The organism is Pseudoalteromonas sp. SG41-1 (genome assembly GCF_014164575.1).
GTDB classification, from domain to species: domain Bacteria; phylum Pseudomonadota; class Gammaproteobacteria; order Enterobacterales; family Alteromonadaceae; genus Pseudoalteromonas; species Pseudoalteromonas rhizosphaerae.
Window position 1 is genome coordinate 1 of sequence record NZ_JACJFL010000134.1, and the last position, 288, is coordinate 288.

The 288-nt window shown below is 54.5% G+C and carries 1 protein-coding gene; it reads left to right on the plus strand.

Features of this window, described 5'->3' with window-relative positions; genetic code table 11:
• The coding region (locus tag H5203_RS22610; protein WP_220494719.1) for a hypothetical protein at positions 1-288 on the plus strand (288 nt) is incomplete at both ends.

A 288-nucleotide genomic window follows, 5' to 3' on the forward strand; every position in this document is an offset into this window, starting at 1 on the left:
AGTGCAGCCAGCACCTCAGTGATTTTAGATAACGCAGCACCGAATGCCTTGACCATAACGACCCCGATTGAGGTTGATGGCCGGATCAATGCTGTAGAAGATGGCAGTGTATTGATCACCGGCTCCGGGGCAGAAGCCAATGCCAGTGTCAGTGTGACCATCAGCGATGGCGCGAATAACCAATCGCGCACCGTGACGGCCGATGGCTCTGGGGCATGGACTATCAGTGGTAGCGAGTTTGATGTCAGCAGCTTTAATAATGGCACGCTCACCGTCAGCGCCACACAA